An 18,478-nucleotide genomic window follows, 5' to 3' on the forward strand; every position below is an offset into this window, starting at 1 on the left:
TCACGCCGCGCGATGTGGGGCACGCGCGGTTGAAGGAGGAACGCCCCGGTCTTGGGAGGAAAGAGACTATGCGTAGTAAATTCATCGGCGTGGCCTTTGCCGCGCTGGCCACGGTGCTTGCGGGTTCAGTACACGCACAGGACAAGAAGGTCACCATCGGCGTGTCCATTCCGGCGGCCGACCATGGCTGGACGGCAGGCGTCGTCTATCATGCCGAGCGTGTGGCGAAGCTGCTGATGCAGGAGCATCCGGGGCTCAACGTCATTGTCAAGACGTCGCCGGATGCCGCCAATCAGGCGAACGCGCTTCAGGATCTTGCCGTGCAGGGGCTTGACGCGCTTGTCGTGCTGCCATCCGATCCAGATCCGCTGGTCAACGCCATCAAGGAGATCAAGGACAAGGGCACCTTCGTCGCGCTCGTTGACCGTGCGCCGAGCGTCAACGACAATTCGATCCGCGATCTCTACGTTGCCGGCAACAACCCCGCGCTTGGCCAGGTGGCGGGCGAATACATCAAGAAGACGACGCCGGATGCCGAAGTCGTGGTCATTCGCGGCCTGCCGATCCCGATCGACCAGCAGCGCCAGGATGGTTTCGACAAGGGTATTGCCGGTTCCAGCGTCAAGGTTCTCGACCGGCAATATGGCAACTGGAACCGCGACGACGCCTTCCGTGTGATGCAGGACTATCTGACCAAGTACAAGAAGATCGACGTGGTCTGGTGTCAGGATGACGACATGGCAATCGGCGTGCTGGAGGCTATCCAGCAGGCGAAACGTACCGACATCAAGTATATCGTTGCGGGCGCCGGTTCCAAGGACATGATCAAGAAGGTCATGGACGGCGACAAGCTGGTGCCGGTCGACGTGCTCTATCCGCCGGCAATGGTGGCGACAGCCATGCAGCTGACGGCCGGGCATTTCTACGATCAGGTGCCGGTCGCGGGTGAGTATATCCTCGATGCGACCCTGATCACCAAGGACAATGCCGAGCAGTTCTACTTCCCGGATTCGCCGTTCTGATCTGACTTTCAGCCAACACCGACGCCCGCCGCAAGGCGGGCGTTTCATTTGATGGGTTACCCGTTCTTCCTGAACCACGCCGAGAGATAATCGACAAAGCTCCGCACCTTGGCGGGCAGGTAGCGGCGATGCGGATAGACCGCATAAATGCCCCTGTCCTTGGAAATATAATCGTCGAACAGCGTCACCAGCTCACCGGACTGGATGTAGGGTCTGGCGATGAAATCCGGCACCAAGGCGATGCCGAGACCGGCGCGCGCCGCGCGCAACGTCGCCTGCGGGCTGTTGACCTCGATCGGCCCGCTGATGGTGACCGAATTCGAGCCGCCATCCGGCTCCAGATACCGCACTGTATTATGAAAACGCGTATTGGTGTCGATGATGAAAGGCACGCGGGAGAAATCCTGCGGGCCGTCTAGCGGCCCGTGTTGCGCCACGAAATCCGCCGTCGCCACCGCATAGACCCGGAAATCGGAAAGCTTGCGGGCGATGAGGCCCGAATCTTCGAGCCGGGTGATTCGAACCGCGAGATCGAAACCTTCCTCGATCAGGTCGACGAATCGGTCTTCCGCGACGATTTCCAGCGACAGTTCCGGATTTTCCTTGGCAAAATCGATCAGGCTCTGGCCGACATCGGCATCGATGAAGGTGCGGGGAACGGAAATTTTGAGCTTGCCCTTCAGATCGGCATTCTTTTCACGCACCAGATCGGCGAGGTTATCGATCTCCTTCAGAATATCGGAAGCGGTGCGGTAATAGGTATGTCCGGCTTCCGTCAGCGAAAACTGCCGGGTGGTGCGGTTGAGGAGCAGTGCGCCGAGATCATCTTCCAGCTCCCGCACATATTTGGACAGAAGCGCCTTGGAGCGCCCGGTCTTGCGCGCCGCGGCGGAAAACCCCTCAGCTTCGACAACATCGATAAAGGCGCGGATGCGGGTCAGCGTGTCCATGAAAATCCTCCGGTTCGTTCCATATAATTGAACGTGCGCAAGTCACTGTTCAACCCTTAATTCACTGCTGAAAAAATCCGCTCTTTGGTGAAAAATTCCTCTTGATTATGACTGCGAATATTCTTATCTCCCGTGCTGCCCAAAGTCGCACGTGCCCATGTGTGTCCGCCGAGTCCTCGATGTGGTGAGGATTTAGGTAAGGTACCTGGAACTAACCCCTCCAGTCGCTATTCCGGCCAACCGGGAAATGCGAGGACATATGAAGCAACGACGGTGCGGGCCTTTCTGGTTCTCTGCCGGCTTTCCATCAGCCGGGGTACTGAAGAGGCACACCATCATTGCCTGAAGTGCGGTCGGGTCATTCCCTCCAATCGATGGCAGACAAAGCCGAATGATGCTCTGGCAGGGCGTCGTTCACATTCGCGCCTTGAGCGTATGCTATCGAGTCTGCGCCTCCACCGGCTGATTCGTATGCATATCTCGAGCGTCCTTTGTCCTTCGGATTTTTCCGAAGTCGGTTTAACAGGGAATATATCGATGACGACTGCACGCATTCTCGACTTCATCAAGACCCGACGTCCCGAAGGCCCTTGCCTCGTGGTTGATCTCGACGTCGTGCGCGACAATTTCAACGCTTTCCGGCACTCCCTGCCGAACAGCGCCATCTATTACGCCGTCAAGGCAAACCCGGCTCCCGAAATCCTGAAGCTGCTCGCTTCGCTCGGCTCCAACTTCGATTGCGCCTCCGTGGCTGAAATCCAGATGGCGCTTGATGCGGGTGCGACTTCCGACCGTATCTCCTTCGGCAACACCATCAAGAAGGAACGCGATGTTGCACGCGCTCATGCGCTCGGCATCGATCTCTTCGCCGTTGATAGCCACGAGGAAGTCGAGAAGGTTGCCCGTGCCGCTCCCGGCGCACGCGTGTTCTGCCGCGTGCTGACGGATGGCGAAGGCGCCGAATGGCCGCTGTCGCGCAAGTTCGGCTGCGTGCCGCAGATGGCTGTCGACGTTCTGGTCTATGCACATCAGCTCGGCCTCGAATCCTACGGAGTATCCTTCCACGTCGGTTCGCAGATGATGAATCTCGACGCATGGGATGCGGCGCTGGCCGATGCCAAGCGCGTCTTCGCTTCGCTTGCCAAGCAGGGCATCCACCTGCAGATGGTCAACATGGGCGGTGGTTTCCCGACCAAGTACCTGCGCGACGTTCCGGCTGCCGAAGAATACGGCCAGGCGATCGACACGGCGCTGCGCAAGCACTTCGGCAACCAGATTCCGAAGACGATCATCGAGCCGGGCCGCGGCATGGTCGGCAATGCCGGCGTCATCAAGGCGGAAGTTGTTCTCGTGTCGCGCAAGTCCGACAACGACAACCACCGCTGGGTGTTCCTCGACATCGGCAAGTTCGGCGGTCTCGCCGAGACGATGGATGAGGCTATCCGTTACCCGATCCGCACCGAGCGCGATCAGGACGAGATGGAGCCCTGCGTTCTGGCCGGTCCGACCTGCGACAGCGCCGATGTGCTGTATGAAAAGAACATGTACCCGCTGCCGGTCTCGCTGACCATCGGCGACGAAGTTCTGATCGAAGGCACAGGCGCCTATACGACGACCTATTCGGCCGTTGCCTTTAATGGCTTCGAGCCGCTGAAGGCTTACATCATCTGATCCGAACGCCGTCCGCTGAGCAGGGCGGCGTCTCGACCAAGCTTCCGTTCCGGCTTTGCCGATTGTGCTGATGCGCAAATCCCTGCTTGCTGCACCTCTTCCAGCCGAGGAAAGCGTGTCGGCGGGCCGGAACGGCTCCACCATTTTTTTATCAAGGGCCGCGTGTGGGCGGTAGTGTGACGGGAGGCCAAGGATGGCCGCTCTTTTGAATTCGGTACGGGCATTTTTCACACCGCAGACATTTCATGTCGATCAGGAAAATCCGGGCGATGTCGTCGCCCGTGAGAACCTGCTGGACCGCGCCATGGGCGCCGGCCGCCGCCGCAAGTCTTCCGAGAAGCTGCGCGCCGGTCGCGTTCCGGCCGAAGGTCTGGCACTCGTCGCCCGCGATGAGGATGGCCATGTCATCGGGACGGTGCGCCTGTGGAATGTCGAGGCCGGTATCTCCCGCGAAGGTCGCGCCGTCGAAGCGCTGCTGCTCGGCCCGCTGGCTGTCGATGCCGCCCATGAGGGCAAGGGCATCGGCTCGGCGCTGATGCGTGCCGCCATTGGCGAAGCCACCAAGCGCGGCCACGGCGCCGTTCTTCTGGTTGGCGACGCCCCTTATTACGAACGTTTCGGCTTCTTCGCCGACAAGGCCCAGCATCTTATCATGCCCGGCCCGTTCGAGCGCAGCCGTTTCCTGGCGCTGGAACTGAAAGCCGGCTGGCTGGAAGGCGCTGCCGGTCTGCTGGTGGCAAGCGGCCGCAGGCTCTCTGCCTGAACGAACCTCGCTGCTGATATCAAACCCCGGCCCAAAGCCGGGGTTTATTGTTTCTGCTATATGGCCAAGGGAGGCGGCCCTTGCCCGCCGATAATGTACGGAGTCACGTATTCTGACCGGAGGAATACTTAAATCCGGGCTTTTTTTGCGCGTCATTTTGACCGGGGAGTCAGCTTGAAATGGCTAATATCTGTATCTCATTGAATCTAAGATAAAAAAACTACAGAATTTTGCAGACTTTTAAACACAGCTCGAGATCGAGCGTGCCTCTTCTATTCGTCGCGGCAGATCAATTTGAGCGACTTTGGCAGCCTTTCAGTTTGTCCCTTGCGATACTGAGCCTCATCGGTTCTAAATCGAACTCTGGGAGCAAAATCGATGAACAACCCACGACCTAGCGAAGCAGCGACGGCCAATAGACCATCGCTTGATCATTTCGACGACGAAGCGGCACGTTCTCGATTACTGGCTGAAGTAATCCGGAAATGGGGTGCTGCTGGCGCAGTTGCCTACGAACTTAGCGATCTTTCCGATACAAGCCACGATGCCCGCGACGTCTCGTATGCAGACCTCGGAATTGAATGTGACGCGTTTGTAGTTCGCTTCGGCGAAGACGTCGGTCTCTATCTCGATGAAAAGCAGGATGTGTTCGTTGATCGAGTCTTCGTTGTTGAGCAGATGTACGAGGGGAGGGATGGAGTGTTTCTTACTATCGTGGCCAGTCGCGCGGGTCGCGTACCTGAACTGTCAGAGGAGACCCCACTGATAGCGAGCGGCTGGGTCGATGCTGACCGATCTGTAGATGACGGATTGGTGCACTTCGGCTTGGTTGGCGATCCCACGATTTTGAAAGCCAAAAATCTGTTCGACATCGAGATGGCTCTCGGTCAGGCTCTCGCAAGGGTGGGCGCGGGCGCGAAATCAAAGCCTCATACGTCAACAAGTTACAGCGCTTAACCGCTTCCTCGCTATCTGGCGTGGGACGGCATCGAAGTAGTGAGTTCACTATTGAAGAAGCTGAGGGAGTGCGGAAGCAATCCAGATCGCTTGCTTTTCATTTTATCGTCGACGAAAGAGAAACACCGCAGCGGCGCTTTCAGATATCTGCCAACGGAGTTGGTAGTCAACGCCAGAATTCCGTTCGATCACGCATTGGGTCTGGGTGCGGTTTATGCAGTTCAACAAGAAGTGAGAGATATGTTTTGGCGAAAAGAGATGCGACACGCAGGCTTAGAATATGCGCTTCGGTTGCCGCATCTTCGGCCCCTACGATCTGTGCTGTAGGGACAGGCGCACGTGCCGGGATAACTGGCCACGGATTCAGCAATGATCCTCTGTATAATGATTGTCGGTGATAGTGTTGGGGGAGGTTTACTCTTTGGTTCAGACGGTTTTGAGATTTCCTCTCTCTTGGGGGTGTCATCCTGCAAGAATCTGGTTGCAACCCATCCTTCTTTTTGAGTCAGAACATCTTTGACCCGGGACCATTGTGCCTCCGACTGAAGGAAGTCCACTTTTCGTCCTCGATCCAGTCTATCAATGATTTGAGATTTTGGGTTTGGCGCACCGCGCAGTGCGACACCGTTTCCGTTGACAAACTTGGTTCGTATTTCTGTGAAATTCGGCGAAGTGGGCGTCCCATCTCGCGGCGAAGAGGTTGTTGCGGAAGGGGAGGCTGGTTGTCGGTGGCTCATCGCTGGCGGACGACCAGTTGAGAAACTTGGCGACGGTGTCGTTACGCCGGACTTCGACGGCGTCTCCCCCAATTTCGAAATCCCGAACAGGATAAGTCCACAAAGCAGCCAGTATCGTTTTTTCATAGAAGAGCCCCCGCGTCATATTGGCGAGGGCTAAAACGCTCTGCAAGTAGCAACGATGGTCGCTCTCAACTTAATGGTTAATTTCGATGATCCATGGCCGGCAGGCGGTCGCTTTCTTCGGGGACGTGCGCGTAGGCGGGTCAGTGGCAGCCGTTGTTTTTTGCTCGGAGAGAACTCTTCGATAAATCAAACTCAGCGAAGATTTTCGGCGACCGCCCGATAGCACGCGTCGTCTCTACCTACTTCGGTTTTGGTGATTGGTTCCCAGGTGTCTCTGTCGAAATCGAAGAACTCGACCACACACGTGTTGGTGTCGTAGTCCAGCCATAGAGTTTTCGCCTCTTGCAGACGCTGCTGGCAGACGGATCGCGAAATTGTGATGCATCCCGTAGTTGAAAAAATTATAAAAAGAAGCACTCTAAACGAGACCTTTCCAGATACGCATACCATTAATTGAAAGCATTGCACTGCGAAAGTCCTCAGGACGAAGGATGCACAAGGTGAATGAATTTTCTGGTGTCTCGTCATATTTGAAGCGTCTGGATATTGGATTTGAGGCGATAAACGTGTGCGAGATTTCGGACTGTGAAGCCGATCGCTGCATCAAGACGATAGCTTTTGAGGTTCGAGGAGGTCAGAAACGTTTCATTCTTGCGTGTTTACAACGAGATCAGCGTATAAATCTATCGAAGCTCGCTCACGTTGCTGGGTTACCTCGAAGCAGGCTTTTTTGGGCGTCTCCGGAAAGTTTGAAAAATAATGTGGGTATTGAACCCGGAGCGATCTCACCATTTGTAGAGACGCTTGATGCGGATGTTTTCGTTCATGCTGACATTTTGCAGCACCCTTGGGTGTATGTCGGGTCAGGCGACAAAGAATTTATTCTTAGGATCGAAACATCAACTCTAAGACGAATCCCTAACCTACATATCGCCGAGTACTGAACGCTATTCCAAACAATTTGGGAGAATGGCATGCAGCAGAAAGTGATTTATCTGGTGAACTCTCCTAGCGATGGTGGGATGGCGTCAACGGCCAATGACCACAGTTTTCCAGCATTGGGGCCCATTGCGTTGGGAACATGGATGCAGACGCATTTCCCTGATTTTGAAATCATTTGCCGTGATGGGGGAGTAATGTCGATCGATGATATCTGCGGAGAGATTGAGCGTTTGCAGCCTTGGTTGGTGGGGGCGTCCGTCCTCTGTACGACCTATCAAAACAGCTTGCGTATAGCTGAGACCGCAAAAGGGGTTGGTGCCTACACGGTGTTTGGTAATGACCAAGCTTCACAATTGGGACAGAAGATTCTCCGCAATCGCCCATATGTGGATTTCGTTATTTGCTCGGAGTACGGGGAGGCTGCACTTGAGCTATTAGCGCGAGTTTTGCTCGGTCAAGAAGGGCGCTTCGAAGACATTTCGGATTTGTGCTACCGTGAAGACGGAGAAATCAAGGGCTTCGAATATCTCCGGGATAAGAAACGTCTCTCGATCCTGAAATCCCCGTTGTATAAAGCCACGAAGCGAGAGGGTGCGCTCGACATTTTTCCGACTGTTAATAGGAAGCTATATCCGCAGTCGCATTGGAATGCATATCTTCAAAATTATAAATCTAAATTCGAACGATTTCATGAAAGCAGCGTGAACGGTGTCACAACCATGAACCGCGCGAGAGGTTGCTCTCGATCAAAAGAAACAATCAAGTGTCGTCATTGTGACATGTTGCTGGATGTATCTTTTTCCTCGCCTGCCCGATTTTGGGACGAGGTCATTTCCGCGCATCATGATACCGGAGCAAATGTTTTTTGGGAGGTGTGCGATAGCTTTTCAAGTTTTCCCAAATTTATCAAAGGTGTTGCGAATGCTCGGCCGGCGGATTTGTCCTTCGATCCAAGCTTTTTTGTTTATTGCCAAGCTATCGATATCGTACAAAATCCGGACCTCGTGAAATGGCTTCGCGATATGGGTGTCTTCCGTATTAACATCGGCTTGGAATCAGGCTGCAATATCACGCTTCATCACATGAAGGGACCGCATGATTCTGTAGCGATTAATCGACGTGCCTTGGAACTTGTCCGATCTGTCGGTATTTTTGCGTATGGCTCTTTTGTCTTTGGAACCGACGCCGAAACTACAGAAACTCTTAACGAGACAGTAGGTTGGATTAAAACTATTATTAGCGATGGGTTGCTTGGAGACGTCGAAACGCAACCAATAGTTCCCTTGCCCAACAATTTTTATGGCAGAAAAATGTTCGCCTCCGACATGTTAAGCGAAGTGGAACTTGATCATGACTGGCCGTGGGATACGGATAGTACTTCGCAGAGATATATTGATCGATTCTCCGGCATTTCATACGACGAAGCACTGGATGCAGTTGCTGCGGTGAATGCTGCGGCATCTGAGTTGCAGTTGGGCTACGGTAGTGGTGGGTCCAGGTGGCGTCGGCGGGATGAGCTGCAGCCGTTAGCTTGAAAAGGCGGCTGCCCAAGCGGCGGACGAGGCTTGCAATTCGATGAATGTTCTTCTGCCGAACCAATCACCGTTTCTCACTAATGCAGAGGTAACGGTCGACAAAGACGTCGCTTTCCGCGAGCTGTTTCCGATAAACTTCCTTTCTGTCGTGCACTCGTTGCGCGACTTTTTGGGACGGTATGTTTTCCGGGCTGGTGATGCTGACCACTCTCGGCAAACCGAGGCTTTGAAATGCATAGTCACGGCAGGCGATTGCCGCCTCGGTTGCGAAACCATTTCCCCAGAAATCACGCCATAAATGATAGCCTATTTCTGACTCGGGACCTGCAGGGGTTTCTTGCAGTGTAATACCGCAATCGCCAATGACTTCTCCTGAGGATGCATCGATGACGCACCAAAGGCCGAAGCCATGCCGATCGTAGCTATCGAACGCGAGTTTTTGAAACCATGTGCGGATTTCTGAGGGTGACTTGGTACCCGGATAAAACCGCATACATTCGGGGTCGGCGTAAATCCTGCCAAGCGAAACCAGATCGGTTTCCTCGATTCTGCGCAGGCACAGTCGTTCCGTCTTTACAAGGATTGACAAGTTCCCCTCCATCTCTTCTGCGGCATTTTACCCTCGTGAACAGACAGCGGTACCAGACAGAGTTTCGAATCGGAACGACCGCAAACTTTCATTTACCACAAGGCGGATTGTCGAATTCCGCGCCGCGTATATGTCGTCTTTGCCATTATGTATCCGGGGATAACAACAACCGATGAGGTGACATGATGTCAATCAACTCGGGTCATGCTCGATATTTCCCGCGACCCACACCCACTACCGTCAGCCCATTGGAACGGGCTATCATGCAGCTAGAGAAGATGATCGACGCGCAAAGACTGAGTGCGCTACCGGCACCGTTTGCCCTTCACAAAGCCAGACGCATTCTCGAACGATGCCACCAAGGGAGGCCGTCGCCGAGTGGCGCGCATGAATGCATGCCAAGCTTAGAATAAGCGGTCGGACATCGTTTGCGCGACGCCGTAAGTTATGCACGTCAACGGTGCAGTCAAGGTCTGCTCAGTTTGACCATGACGACCTTGGCGTGATCGCCGATTCGTTCTACATCCAGTATGCCAGAAGCTTCGGCCAGATCGCTCAGCGTCGCATATCCGTAGTTCCTAGCGTCAAAGTCAGGTGACTGCTTGGCTAGAGGCAAGTCCCCTGCGGAGCGAGAAACTGCATTCGTAGACGGCGTCTGGCATGACGACTTGATGATGGGGATACTTTCCAGAGAATTGTAATATCAGGGTAGATGAAGATAGTCCGCTTCGGGCCAACTGTGGACATTGCATCCGATGAGCTACCGACATACGGTCGACCATCCTGCGCAGTCGGTAAGGAGGATGCCATGAAAACAGACTGGAATGTGATCAGAGGCATGATGAATGCAGCAATCGATGCCTGCGAGCGTATCGAGGCATCAGGGTATGTTGAGACCGATCGCGATGCCACGATCAATATCGGAGGCCAACAGGTTAGCGTCCAAGACATGCTCGTGAGCGCGTGGACTTATCCGGAGAACCTTCGTTATCAGATTATACGCGAACGCCACGAAACGGGCCCCGATCTACCATACGTGCCAGAAACCGCGCGCATTCTGCTGGCGATGTCTCAAGCTGCGGCTGAACTGGTGAATGCGGGTGAGGTCACGCCTGCCCAAGGAAAACTTCAGGAAATGATCGCCTGGTTCGACAGCCGCTTAGTTCCAGGCATTGAAGCTGCGACGGCTACTCGCCGAAAGGCGTGACGTGCATCCGGCCGAGAAGAGGCGAGAGGCAGCGTCTATTTGTAAATACGACGTCGTTCCATGAGATGGCCGAAACTTCCGTGTTATCCAGAGGAACGCCGTGACAATTGCACGATGTGGGGTTGGCTATGACCTCGCAGGTCACTTTGCCTTCTGAAAAAAGACCGTCACAAAGGGATGGTCGATCTTGGATTCGACGTCAAATTGCGTATGGTGGCGCACCGTTTTTTACGACCTCAAGAGGCCCATATGCAGGTTTTAGTACGCGATAACAACGTCGATCAGGCACTGCGCATTCTCAAGAAAAAACTTCAGCGCGAGGGCGTTTTCCGCGAAATGCGCCTGCGTGAAGCTTTCGAGAAGCCATCCATCAAAAAAGCGCGGGAAAAGGCTGAAGCAGTCGGCCGTCAGAGGAAGCTCGTCCGCAAACAGATGCAGCGTGAAGGCGTCCTTCCAACAAATCCTAGAAAGGGCAAGTGACCACGATTGCCGTGGCGGTCATTTCGTTCTGGGTTATCACTTTTATTGACGAAACAACGTCAGTGTTGCCCTCGCATTCGCGATCTGCAAAACACTGATGGCGGGTTGCTCCTGCGTCTGACGACGCGAACGCAGGAGCCGTGGCTGTCGCCCCGACGGCTGAACTATCATAAACCTGCTGGCTCTGCCGAAATATGGGACCATCGCCACCCGATGAACAGAGTTCCCCGGCTCAACCTCCTCCGAGGCCAGGCCGCAATCTCCCTCACAACATGCTCCAGTGACGCCGCATAAACGGTGATCAGGCTCATCCTGTTCAAAAGACTTCTCGCGCTCATGCCCTGCAATCAAACTGCATCTCAGAACTGCTTCATGCCGCCAACCGCATTCATCGACTTTCCCAAGACGAACTCCGTCACAAGCTAAACGTCGCCGTTACCCTTATCGGGCGCGCGCTTGAGAAATCGGAGGTTCGCCATCTTTGCCGCGTGGTTGAGGCGGAAAGCTATCTGCGCTCGGTTTGTGCCTCTGCCCAGGAACTCCACGCTGAAGATGCGAAGGCCGCCTTCCTCTATGCTGTCGATATCATTCACATGCTGAGGAAACATGCTTCTGAGGAGGATTGATTTGTGTATCCCGACTGTTGAAGGAAAAGTTCTTTTATCCATCAAGCAGCAAACTCACGTCGTGTTCTCGCTTTGGGCGGCGACTTTGCCCGTGGCTACAGCAATGGCGAAAAGTGGCGACCGGGATCAGAGCTGCTGGGTTATGTCCCACCTTCCGCGCAGGACCTATTCGTCCTCAAATACGCTGCTCTGTTCCGACGCTTTGTTCAAAGTCTCGATCAACTACCCTGTATTCTTCCTTTGGCATTGTCGGATCGGTTTTTGCCTGATCCGCAATCCATCCCAGGCAACGCGTGATGTCATCGCTTTCAAAAACAGGATTTTCACCGTCCGTCGTTTTCAAAATTACGGCGTAACGCACTGGCGTCTCCAATATTTTACCAAAAATACAATAATTACAAATCAATATTCGGACATCAAATGATTACTTTATAATATAGTGATCTCAAGCGCCAGGCAATATTTTTACACGCGAAAAGCACGATCCCCGGCGTAATCAACCATGATCGGTCGCTGCTCCATCCGGAGTGTTTGAATGCTGCGTAGGTCTGCATCAAGCGCAAAAGCTCGCTTTTCTCAGCCTGCGTTATCGCTCTAATGGTAAGTAGGGAAGACCGAGTAGTAATGCCTATTCTTTATCCGGGGTAAGGGCCTGCAAGACATGGTCGCGGCTGATCGTGGGGGCATGGTCATCGGCAAGATGAATCCACCCCACATCCCATGCAATGATACCTCCCATCACGACAATCAGCGCGATGATCGTCAAAAAGATCAGGGACAATAGGGCAGGTCGAAGCACTTTTTGCATCTGAAAACAGACTTGGCTGGCGAGTCGCTCTATGCAAAACCGGCCAGCCCGAAGACTGGCCGGCTCCGCAAAAACGTGACTTCTGGACACGTCGTGATCGCAATGCAGGATTCGCTGGTGTCTGCAATCCATTTATCTAAGTGTGCGTCAGGTTACGTGACAACGCACAGACAATGCCTGCCGATATCCATGATTTGGTTCCCACCCGAACTGCCCGTTCGGCTCCCGACGCCATTATGGACGCCAATGCGACGGAGCGGCAATTCTGATAGGGCTCATAACAGGGGGGCGGATGGTTTCCCGCCTCTGGTCAATAATGCTGCCAGCCATTTGAGTGACAGGCCAACAACTCGATCCGTGCCTGTTTCAGTTTGCCTCTATGGAGACGGTGTAGCTTGACGGCGAGTCCGCATAGGTTCGCAACAGGTACGTTCCCGAATCCACTTCGTACACGATGCTGGCCTCATGTGAGAAGGCGGTACTGGTCAGAATGCCATCGACGCCTCGACTGCCAGGCAGGCGAAGATCGAATGTGACGTCTGGTTGGTCTACCGCGATCCTGACGCGGCCGGCGCTCGGAAGCGTGAATGAGAACCATGCGTCTCTCATCGGCCCTTCGCCGGTTCGTCCCTCAAAGGTCAACACGCCTTTCACCTTGCCCAAATCGGCTGGCTGTTCCGTTGTCCCTGCGGTGACGTAACGAGATTCTGCAGAAGCGGGCGTGCCTGCTGCACCAAGGAGCGCGATGACAACCGACAACAGGCGCAAAACTGGTAGAAGTCTTTCCAGCATCATTCCCTCTCCGAACAGTCCACTTCTACAAAAGTACTCCGGGAAGCCGATTGTACCAAACCGACCCTGCTGGACATGTTTATATCAGCCTTCTAAGGTCCGCTTCCGGTGGCAGGCAGACGTTACTTACGTTGGACGAAAGAGGAGAGAGCTGGTGCACTTGAGCAGTGTAACATCAGCGGAGTGGCATGAATTTGTAGTCCGGAGATCGCAAGAGCTGCCTAATCCTGCCGTGGCCGAGGCCCTTCTGAGGTTTCAGCTGGTCCCTGGAGGTCCCCAAAATGAAACTGCGGACGCATGCATTCATCGCGGCGATCTGGAGATTGACGGGGATTTCGTCCCGTCTTCATGGATCACTGTGATCGACGGAAACCTGCATGTCAGCGGCAAGGTCTCAACATGCATCGAAGGGGGCGATGGCCATGTTACCCTCGTTGTCTTTGGCGATCTGAAGTGCGGCAGCATCGACAATGACTGGGCCAGCATTATCTTCGTCACCGGAGATGCCATCGTCAGGGACTGGGTTTTCGCGTCCAGGGAAGACTCGTCGATGGTAGTCGGTGGCGATTTCAGGACGCCGATTTTTATCGGTGCCGATATCTGGGTTTCTGTCGGCGGCTCGGTCGAGATGGAATACGGATACGGCTACGCAGTCGCGCTCGCGTGGTTTGCTGACGCCTACGGCGCACCCCAGATACAGCCGACATTTGGTTGGCGTGAGTTGGCCATGAAGCTCGGTTTGGGGCAGGGTCGTATTCGCGAGGAGCAGCTTGTGGAATTGCTGGAAGAGCGTTTGCGAACGACAGGAAGCCTGTTGCGCCCGGTGTGAACGCCGGGGCATGATCCTCAACTGGCTGCATCCATCCCGCAACGTTTACTTTCGGATGCGGCGGTCTGATCCCATGGACGATACGAACCGGAGAAGAAAATGAGGAGCGCAGAGCGAGCAAGTCCGCTTCGGTATCTTGAGATATTGACCATTGGCAGCTTCTGCGCTGCATTTTTGAGTTTCGGGATGGCCACGGCGATGCCGGCGGACATGACGGCGGAGCGTCTTCTCAATATCTGTGAAGCGCCCACCGTGCAGACCGCGATGGTCAAGGGTAACGAACTTGGCTGGCAGCGGCTGACCGATGCGGAAACAGAGGAATGGCGTCGTAGTTTCGTTGCCGATGATGGCGGTTCGGTGGACGTTGTGGGCTGGCGGCGAGAAGAGGTTGGCAGAGTCGAGTCGTTGTCTTTTTGGCTTGCTACTGGTCCAAATGGACACAAAGCGTGCGCATATTCCACGTCAAGACCCGCCGGATTTCTGGATGCGTTGTCGGAGAGGCTTGGTGCACCGGATAATCTTGACAAGAATGACGCGATCGAAAGTACGACAGCCTGGTGGAGGCGAGGGGCGGTCGAGTATTCTTTCGTTCAGGTAGGCTCCTCCGCTGTCGTCAATATCGGCTCAGTTCGTTGACGTCGTGGCGTGTACATCAGGTGATGCCGGCACCAATCAAATCTCGTGATGCCCATATGACAGGGATTTTGAACTTGCTATTTATTATTATGAATCATAACTAATGTATTGCGGAGGGTGGGGACGTTCCCCTCGGCGGTGATGATCCCAACTGACCGGTCGCCACTTTCCGCTGTTGCCCTTATAGCAAAGGGACTCATCTCCCCGGAAAGGACTTGGGCGTCCGTGCCTTTCTGAAAAAAGCGGCACACCCAACTGGGCGGGCCGCTGTATGGCCTTAGCTGTTGTCTTCAGTAGGCGCGTCTGGGCCGTACTTCTTGATCGAGGCGATTGCGTTCTGCGCACTTGCCTTGGAGGAGTAGCCTTCGGTCGCAAAGATCACTTCGCTATTGTATTTGAAGCGAACTCGGAATTCGCCAGCCTTATCTTTATAGATTTCAAATTTATGCGCCATCTTGCCTCCTGCCTGTTGGAAATGATTCGACCAATTCAAGCGTGCCATTCGTAAAATGCAGGCGCAAGTGCATTGCCCGCAATCCTTTCTGATGCGGGCGGGAGTTGGGTGGATAATTTACGGATATCGGTCCGGCCTGCGTGCTACGCGAGAACTCGAGTCCTCGGGCACAATAACAAGCACGTTGAAACCCTCATCAATGTTGAATGTCTGCGGATTGAGCAGTTTGTTGCCATAGGTGGAACTGAACCAGCACGCGGTCTTCTCATCATGAATTGCCGTTACGGTTTCCCGGACGCTTCTGTTGATCGCGTCTATGATTTCGGTCCCTGTCTTGCCCCGCCTGTTGAGATGCATGAGTTTTTTCCGCGCGGGGCTTTCTGCATCGGAAACCGCGATGGATACCCTGTCCGTTGAATAGCTTTTTACCCGAACCCGCAGTCGCTTCGGCCGCGCTGCATCAAACCGGTCGTTAATTTCCTTGATACGCGCCTTGATGTTAGCATCGGCCCGGCGCTCCCCGGGCAAAACATCATCCACCGGCGCAAGCTCGTCGGCGAACTGCGCGCGCGCCACTTCCGCAGCGTGATGCGCATAGGCAAGATGTGTCACCGGCAGGGCCCTCAGCCATTTGCGCCGTTGCGTGATCGCCATCGACTTTGCCGCCTCTTCGCCCAGTTTGGCGACGGAGAAGTTCTCGCGTTTCTGCCCCTCACTGGTCATTAAGGTTGCCTGCCACACATCGCCTTCGGCTGTCTCAACACGCCTGACGCCGGAGATGCCGCTTCGGTTGTTCTTGCGCAGAAGCACGGCCTGCTCGATGTTGGTGGCGGGCGGAATGGCAAGGATGATGGCGTCGCGGTAAGCGCGTGCCTGACGGTAGGCGGCATCGCCGGAACCGTAGATGCTGTCCTTGAACAGCCTGACGATCCGGTGGCCGCGCCGCCTGATACTGACCCACCAGCCGGAGCCGTGGCGAGCCCCGGCTGCTTCTTCGCGGCTAAGGCCGTAGGTACCGGCATCGTGTTTTGTATGTCTCGGATTTCTTTCGATGGTCACTCCGTGCCCCGGCCTGTCAGATTTCATAGATGGATATTTGGCGTATCCAGGTTGTAGAATTCATGTTGAATCCTTGGTTTCGCCACAATGTTTGATTGCATTCTGTCGAGATTTTGACAGCTGATTGATTTTTTGAGCTCTGCTATCGAGGTTCGCAATGAATGACCAGCCCTCATCCTCTGACTTCATTCAGGCGAGTCGTGTGCTCAAGGTCAAGTCGCCTTTGGGCGAAGATCAGCTTCTGCCAGAGCGCCTGACGGTCGAGGAGGGCGTATCGCAGCTCTTCGACATTCGCCTGACGGTGCGGGCCAAGAAGGAAGCGGTCAAGCCCGAAGAGCTGATCGGGCGGCTGGTCGATGTTTCGGTCGAGGTGCAACAGGGCGATGGCGAAGAGGGCAGCGGCATCCGTCGCCCGTTCAACGGCCTGGTGACGGAGCTGCATGAGGGCCCGCCGATCACACGCGGTTTGCGCTCTTACGCCATGACCCTCCGCCCGCAAATGTGGCTTCTGTCGCGCCGCTCCGATTGCCGTATCTGGATGGACAAGACGGCGGTCGAGATCGTTGAGACGCTGTTTTCCGAACATGGCATTCCTGCTCCCGACACGTCGGGCATCATCTCGCCGCCGCCTGCACAGCACTACAGCGTACAGTTTAACGAGACCGATCTCGACTATCTCACCCGTCGTTTCGAGGAGGATGGTCTTTTCTACTGGTTCAGCCATGAGGATGGTTCCCACAAGCTGCATGTGGCCGATAGCGCCAGCGGCTGGCTTGGGCCATCACCGGCCGCCCAGGGGGAGGGGACGGTGCGTCTGGCGCAGGGTTCGTCGGATCGCAACCACATCAACGACTGGGCACGGCGTTTCTCCTATGTCCCGGGCCAGCGCGCGGGTGCGGACTGGAATTTCGAGACGCCGGGCATGGTGCCGGGCACAATGACGCCCTCACTGGTGCAGATGCCGGATGCGACGAAGCGCGAGCTCTACGAATACCCGGCCCGCATCAGGACAGTCGAAGAAGCGGAGCGGGCGCAGAAACTGCGCACCCAGGCGATCGAGGCCGACCACGACCGGGTATTCGGTTCGTCGACCTCGCGCATTCTGGAGGCCGGCCGCCGCTTCACGCCTTACGAGGTCGCCCACCCTGAACACGCCTATGAAGAGCATGTGATCATCAGGGCAAGCCACAATATCGTCGATCTCTCCTATGAGACCAATGGCAACGAGCCGGAATATCGCAATCACTTCGAAGCGATCCCGGCTCGTGTGCCGCTGACGCCACACCGGACGACGAAGCGCCCGCGCATCGAAGGCACGCAGGTGGCGATCGTCGCCGGCCCTGAAGGCGAAGAAATCCATCCTGACCAGTATGGCCGTATCAAGCTGTGGTTCCCGTGGGATCGCAAGGCGAAGAAGGATGGCACGGATACGTGCTGGGTGCGGGTCAGTCAGGCATGGGGCGGCGGTACATGGGGTGCGCAGGTTATCCCGCGCATCGGCATGGAAGTGATGGTGGCCTTTGTCGATGGCGACCCGGACAAACCGCTGGTCATAGGCGTGGTCAACAATCCCGCCAATTCCGTGCCCTACGATCTGCCCGCCAACAAGACGCGCATGGTGCTTCGCTCCAACAGTCACAAGGGCGACGGTTTCAACGAAATCACCTTCGAGGATGAGGCCGGCAAGGAGAACCAGTTCTTCCACGCCCAGAAGGACCAGACGACGCGGGTGTTGAATGACCGGACCAAACGTATCGACCGCCACGAGGTCGCCTCAGTCGGCGGCAACCGCGCCGTTGAAGTTTCCGGCAACCAGAAACACGAAATCGGTGGTTCGGTGAACACCGTCGTCGGCGGCACGGGACCGATGGCGATGATGGCCATGGCCGGCGTACAGGCGCTCTCCGGGCAGACGGCCGGGTTGCTTTCGCAAGCCGCCCAGATCGCCGGCGGCGGCGGCCCGGGTCTCGCGGCCTTCGCTACCACGCTTGCCTCATCGGCGCTAGGTTTCCTCGGTGCGGGCGGTCTTTCCGCACGCGAAGGTGTTGTCTCCGGTCCAAGCCCGCGTGCGGACGCCGGTACGGCGCTTGCCGGCTCCGGCTCGGGCGTCGGTTCCGATGCTTCGGGATTGTTTCCGCTGCCGGGCATCATGAACACGATCGTCAGCACGTTCAAATCCGATAGCGTCGGTGTAGCGCGGGCTGAACAGATCGGGGTGAGCAAGGTTACGAATGTCGGCCAGACGTCGCTGGAAAGCGTCGGAAAGTTCAAGAAGATTGCAGTCGGTGAAGAGTT

The 18,478-nt window shown here is 55.5% G+C and carries 19 protein-coding genes; 11 read left to right on the top strand and 8 right to left on the bottom strand.

Going from position 1 to position 18,478, the window contains the following annotated elements; genetic code table 11:
* The first annotated feature begins 68 nt into the window (after positions 1-68).
* Positions 69-1,022: a substrate-binding domain-containing protein gene (locus V6S97_RS14450; protein WP_020810942.1), complete on the top strand. Its 954-nt coding sequence runs from the start codon at positions 69-71 to the stop codon at positions 1,020-1,022.
* 56 nt (positions 1,023-1,078) lie between these two features.
* On the opposite strand, the gene V6S97_RS14455 is transcribed toward V6S97_RS14450, so the two are convergent.
* Complete coding sequence (locus V6S97_RS14455) at positions 1,079-1,972, bottom strand: LysR family transcriptional regulator (RefSeq protein WP_003506591.1); 894 nt, start codon at positions 1,970-1,972, stop codon at positions 1,079-1,081.
* Between the two features lie 537 nt (positions 1,973-2,509).
* On the opposite strand from V6S97_RS14455, the gene odc2 reads away from it, so the two are divergent.
* The 3 genes from odc2 to V6S97_RS14470 all read left to right on the top strand — a co-directional run bounded on the left by odc2 (position 2,510) and on the right by V6S97_RS14470 (position 5,363).
* The gene (gene odc2, locus V6S97_RS14460) at positions 2,510-3,643 is read left to right on the top strand and encodes an ornithine/lysine decarboxylase (protein WP_003506594.1); all 1,134 of its coding nucleotides are present in this window, start codon (positions 2,510-2,512) and stop codon (positions 3,641-3,643) included.
* 193 nt (positions 3,644-3,836) lie between these two features.
* A complete protein-coding gene (locus V6S97_RS14465) occupies positions 3,837-4,406 on the top strand; it encodes a GNAT family N-acetyltransferase (protein WP_003506595.1) in 570 nt (189 codons plus the stop codon).
* A 378-nt stretch (positions 4,407-4,784) separates the two neighbouring features.
* The gene (locus tag V6S97_RS14470) at positions 4,785-5,363 is read left to right on the top strand and encodes a hypothetical protein (RefSeq protein WP_112356386.1); all 579 of its coding nucleotides are present in this window, start codon (positions 4,785-4,787) and stop codon (positions 5,361-5,363) included.
* 221 nt (positions 5,364-5,584) lie between these two features.
* On the opposite strand, the gene V6S97_RS14475 is transcribed toward V6S97_RS14470, so the two are convergent.
* Entirely contained in the window at positions 5,585-6,226 is a 642-nt protein-coding gene (locus tag V6S97_RS14475) for an SH3 domain-containing protein (RefSeq protein ID WP_112356387.1), read from the bottom strand.
* A 500-nt stretch (positions 6,227-6,726) separates the two neighbouring features.
* On the opposite strand from V6S97_RS14475, the gene V6S97_RS14480 reads away from it, so the two are divergent.
* The gene (locus V6S97_RS14480) at positions 6,727-7,170 is read left to right on the top strand and encodes a YbaK/EbsC family protein (RefSeq protein ID WP_162691902.1); all 444 of its coding nucleotides are present in this window, start codon (positions 6,727-6,729) and stop codon (positions 7,168-7,170) included.
* A 30-nt stretch (positions 7,171-7,200) separates the two neighbouring features.
* A complete protein-coding gene (locus V6S97_RS14485; protein ID WP_112356390.1) occupies positions 7,201-8,703 on the top strand; it encodes a B12-binding domain-containing radical SAM protein in 1,503 nt (500 codons plus the stop codon).
* A gap of 64 nt (positions 8,704-8,767) precedes the next feature.
* On the opposite strand, the gene V6S97_RS14490 is transcribed toward V6S97_RS14485, so the two are convergent.
* On the bottom strand, positions 8,768-9,292 hold the full coding sequence (locus V6S97_RS14490; protein WP_112356398.1) for a GNAT family N-acetyltransferase: 525 nt from the start codon (positions 9,290-9,292) through the stop codon (positions 8,768-8,770).
* 466 nt (positions 9,293-9,758) lie between these two features.
* The gene (locus V6S97_RS14495) at positions 9,759-9,908 is read right to left on the bottom strand and encodes an OST-HTH/LOTUS domain-containing protein (protein ID WP_112356391.1); all 150 of its coding nucleotides are present in this window, start codon (positions 9,906-9,908) and stop codon (positions 9,759-9,761) included.
* A 192-nt stretch (positions 9,909-10,100) separates the two neighbouring features.
* Between V6S97_RS14495 and V6S97_RS14500 the strand changes: the two genes are divergently transcribed.
* The gene (locus V6S97_RS14500; protein WP_107676549.1) at positions 10,101-10,499 is read left to right on the top strand and encodes a hypothetical protein; all 399 of its coding nucleotides are present in this window, start codon (positions 10,101-10,103) and stop codon (positions 10,497-10,499) included.
* A gap of 249 nt (positions 10,500-10,748) precedes the next feature.
* The gene (gene rpsU, locus V6S97_RS14505; protein WP_112356399.1) at positions 10,749-10,979 is read left to right on the top strand and encodes a 30S ribosomal protein S21; all 231 of its coding nucleotides are present in this window, start codon (positions 10,749-10,751) and stop codon (positions 10,977-10,979) included.
* Positions 10,980-11,780: 801 nt separating this feature from the next.
* Here the strand turns inward: rpsU and V6S97_RS14510 are convergent.
* Both V6S97_RS14510 and V6S97_RS14515 read right to left on the bottom strand, forming a co-directional pair.
* Positions 11,781-11,966, bottom strand: a complete 186-nt coding sequence (locus tag V6S97_RS14510) for a hypothetical protein (protein ID WP_131860999.1) — start codon at positions 11,964-11,966, stop codon at positions 11,781-11,783.
* 813 nt (positions 11,967-12,779) lie between these two features.
* The gene (locus tag V6S97_RS14515) at positions 12,780-13,208 is read right to left on the bottom strand and encodes a PPC domain-containing protein (RefSeq protein WP_334427175.1); all 429 of its coding nucleotides are present in this window, start codon (positions 13,206-13,208) and stop codon (positions 12,780-12,782) included.
* A 157-nt stretch (positions 13,209-13,365) separates the two neighbouring features.
* On the opposite strand from V6S97_RS14515, the gene V6S97_RS14520 reads away from it, so the two are divergent.
* Positions 13,366-14,034 carry a hypothetical protein gene (locus V6S97_RS14520; RefSeq protein ID WP_131861001.1) on the top strand — a complete coding sequence of 223 codons (669 nt, stop codon included), beginning with the start codon at positions 13,366-13,368 and terminating at the stop codon, positions 14,032-14,034.
* 99 nt (positions 14,035-14,133) lie between these two features.
* The gene (locus V6S97_RS14525) at positions 14,134-14,670 is read left to right on the top strand and encodes a hypothetical protein (RefSeq protein WP_112593262.1); all 537 of its coding nucleotides are present in this window, start codon (positions 14,134-14,136) and stop codon (positions 14,668-14,670) included.
* 277 nt (positions 14,671-14,947) lie between these two features.
* Here V6S97_RS14525 and V6S97_RS14530 read toward each other — a convergent pair whose 3' ends face one another.
* Both V6S97_RS14530 and V6S97_RS14535 read right to left on the bottom strand, forming a co-directional pair.
* A complete protein-coding gene (locus tag V6S97_RS14530) occupies positions 14,948-15,124 on the bottom strand; it encodes a YegP family protein (protein WP_080707349.1) in 177 nt (58 codons plus the stop codon).
* 117 nt (positions 15,125-15,241) lie between these two features.
* Positions 15,242-16,183 carry a hypothetical protein gene (locus V6S97_RS14535; protein ID WP_334427182.1) on the bottom strand — a complete coding sequence of 314 codons (942 nt, stop codon included), beginning with the start codon at positions 16,181-16,183 and terminating at the stop codon, positions 15,242-15,244.
* 157 nt (positions 16,184-16,340) lie between these two features.
* Here V6S97_RS14535 and tssI point away from each other — a divergent pair.
* Positions 16,341-18,478, top strand: a 2,138-nt coding sequence (gene tssI, locus V6S97_RS14540) for a type VI secretion system tip protein TssI/VgrG (RefSeq protein ID WP_334427185.1), incomplete at its 3' end; no start/stop codon positions are given.

Origin of the sequence: Agrobacterium sp. CCNWLW155, assembly GCF_036888815.1 — a bacterium.
GTDB lineage: Bacteria > Pseudomonadota > Alphaproteobacteria > Rhizobiales > Rhizobiaceae > Agrobacterium > Agrobacterium radiobacter.